Source organism: Providencia sp. Me31A, from assembly GCF_050487165.1.
Classification (GTDB): Bacteria; Pseudomonadota; Gammaproteobacteria; order Enterobacterales; family Enterobacteriaceae; genus Providencia.
On record NZ_JBKQGZ010000058.1, the window covers coordinates 1 to 2,346 of the forward strand.

The window sequence follows — 2,346 nt, forward strand, 5'->3', positions numbered from 1 at the left end:
GTAAGCGCTTAATGAACCAGTAAAGCTTTACTCAACCTCACTGATTTCTACGTTCCATGGCATGAGATCCGACACATCATCTTTCGGACTTCGTTTTGGTAACTCGGTAAACAGGTGTTGGAAGTAATAATAAGGGTTCATGTCATTAGCGCGGCAAGTCATCACGAGGCTATACAAGTTTGCACTCGCCTTTGCTCCGCCTACCGAAGTTGAGAACATCCAATTTTTGCGACCTGTCGTGAACGGCCTTATATCTCGTTCGGTCACATTGTTGTCGATACTTATATCGCCGTCTTCAAGGTAGGTAAGCAGCTTAGGCCACTGGTTTTGCGTATAAGTGATGGCTTTGCCAAGTAATCCTTTAGGGAGAACGTTTTGACTGTCAAGCCATTGCTTGAACTCATCTAAAATAGGTTTGGCTTCTTCTTGTCGTAGTTGGTGTCGAGATTTTGCGTCAAGCCCTTTGGCTTTCTTTTCAATACCGTATAGTTTGCTAATAAAGTTCAGTGCTTTTTCTGGCTTGCCCGCTTTTTTTGATGGTGAAGCTTTTTGAGCATCAGTGAACTTTCTGCGTACATGCGCCATGCAAGCAGCTTGAGTCACGTCCTCAAGTTTGTCGTATGCACTGTAGCCATCCGATAGCAAGTAACCAGAGTAACCACCTAAAAAGTCTTGTACGCACTCTGCTCTGCGGCTGGCTTGATAGTCGTAGATAACCACTGGGTTATTGACGAACTCACCGCTACGATAGACCCACATATATGACTTAGATTGTGCTTTCTTATCTTCTTCACGTAATACTTGAACAGTGGTTTCGTCCGTGCAGATGAGCTTTTCTTTCAATAACTCACTTTTCATTGCATCAATAATGACTTGCACTTTGCTTCCTAACTGAACGCACCAGTTGGCCAGTGTAGCGCGGCTAATATCTATACCAGAGCGATTGAGAATATCCACTTGGCGATAGAGTGGCAGAGCATCAACGTATTTTGCTGTGACTACAGCGGCGAATGCATCTGCACTCCCTAGGCTTTTAGGGATCATACTTGCGGGTTTTGGTGCTGTGATAATCTTTGTTTCAGTCTGTGTTTTTTCACACTGCCGGCAAGCGTACTTGGTTCGCTCGTGACGTATAACACTAACCTTCTGTGGGATGATTTTCAGCTCTTCAGAAGTTTCAACACCACATTGATGTAAAGGCTCGTCGCAGCAGTCGCAATAAGGGGCATTGAGTTCATGTTTATGAACTTCACGCTCGAGCTCTTTTGGAAAAGGCTTACGGCCTGTTTTTTTCTTGTCGTCGTCGGATTTAGCCGTACTCTTTTGTTGCTCCGCTTCGTTAAACGTACCTTTGGGTATTTTTTCACTTTGTGATGAGAAGCGCTTTGACTTACTTAAATTGAGCTGTTCAATCAACAACTCAATTTTGGTTTTGAGCTCGGCAACCTCCTCTTGCTTTGCCGCAAGGAGTTTATCTTTTGCTTCGTTCTGTTGGTGAAGCTCAAGCAGCATAGCTTTTAGCTGGTCGATATCATCAGGGAGGTCGGTCATGTCTGGGCTCAGGTCATCTCAATGACTTAAGTGTGACAGCAAAAAAGGATCGTTCAAGCCCAACGTGACGATCAGTATCAGCGGTCACACTTCTAGATTATGAAGTGGACGATGAGCTTTGGCATGTTCGAGCGTTAACCCCGAAAGAAGCCAACCCAGTTGTTGCTTAGTAATATGAATGGCTCCGTCCTCACTGGGTCTTGGCCACTTGAAGGTCCCTTTTTCTAAGCGACGATAGTACAGCCAGAAGCCATTAGTATCCCAAAACAAGATTTTCAATTTATCTCGGGTACGATTGCAGAAAATGAACCAAGACTCACTAAACGGATCCATCTCAAGAGTCTCCGCGACAATCAACGATAGTCCATCAATGGACTTACGCATGTCCGTGACTCCAGAGATGAGGAAAACCTTACCTGTTGGTATCATTGTAGCGCTTCAAACCAAGTCTTAATTTGTTGCGAGCTAAGCGTTGCCGGCAGTTCTGCTCGAATGCCATTATTGAGAATTAACACAACACAACTTGTGCTCACGGTAGGCTCTGTCACCACGATAGGTTGAACCCTGGTTTCAGGCTCGGATTGCGTGAGCTTTTTCGACCAATAGTGAAAAGTCTGATAGCTTATGTTTTGCTCCGAGCAAAACTGCTTAATGCCTAAATTACTTTGTCGTTGCAGCTCTAGAATTGCAGTCCAGTATTCTCGTTTACTTTGTTGTTCCATAGTCCCTCCAATGAAAAAGCTACTATGGCAAATGACGAGTTTGTTTAGTATGTGTGGTTCATTAACCGCTTAC

The 2,346-nt window shown here is 44.4% G+C and carries 3 protein-coding genes; all 3 read right to left on the reverse strand.

Going from position 1 to position 2,346, the window contains the following annotated elements; translation table 11 throughout:
• Positions 1-27: 27 nt before the first annotated feature.
• Positions 28-1,551 carry an IS66 family transposase gene (gene tnpC / locus ACLPIE_RS22360; RefSeq protein WP_140184873.1) on the reverse strand — a complete coding sequence of 508 codons (1,524 nt, stop codon included), beginning with the start codon at positions 1,549-1,551 and terminating at the stop codon, positions 28-30.
• Positions 1,552-1,635: 84 nt separating this feature from the next.
• Positions 1,636-1,980 carry an IS66 family insertion sequence element accessory protein TnpB gene (tnpB, locus tag ACLPIE_RS22365; RefSeq protein ID WP_034167512.1) on the reverse strand — a complete coding sequence of 115 codons (345 nt, stop codon included), beginning with the start codon at positions 1,978-1,980 and terminating at the stop codon, positions 1,636-1,638.
• The gene (gene tnpA / locus ACLPIE_RS22370) at positions 1,977-2,273 is read right to left on the reverse strand and encodes an IS66 family insertion sequence element accessory protein TnpA (protein ID WP_140117708.1); all 297 of its coding nucleotides are present in this window, start codon (positions 2,271-2,273) and stop codon (positions 1,977-1,979) included. The genes tnpB and tnpA overlap by 4 nt, the downstream gene beginning before the upstream one ends.
• Between the last annotated feature and the right edge of the window lie 73 nt (positions 2,274-2,346).

Bases quoted from the DNA above. Each gene is read 5' to 3' on its own strand.
- tnpC (WP_140184873.1), bottom strand. From the start codon at position 1,551: ATGACCGACCTCCCTGATGATATCGACCAGCTAAAAGCTATGCTGCTT.
- tnpB (WP_034167512.1), bottom strand. From the start codon at position 1,980: ATGATACCAACAGGTAAGGTTTTCCTCATCTCTGGAGTCACGGACATG.
- tnpA (WP_140117708.1), bottom strand. From the start codon at position 2,273: ATGGAACAACAAAGTAAACGAGAATACTGGACTGCAATTCTAGAGCTG.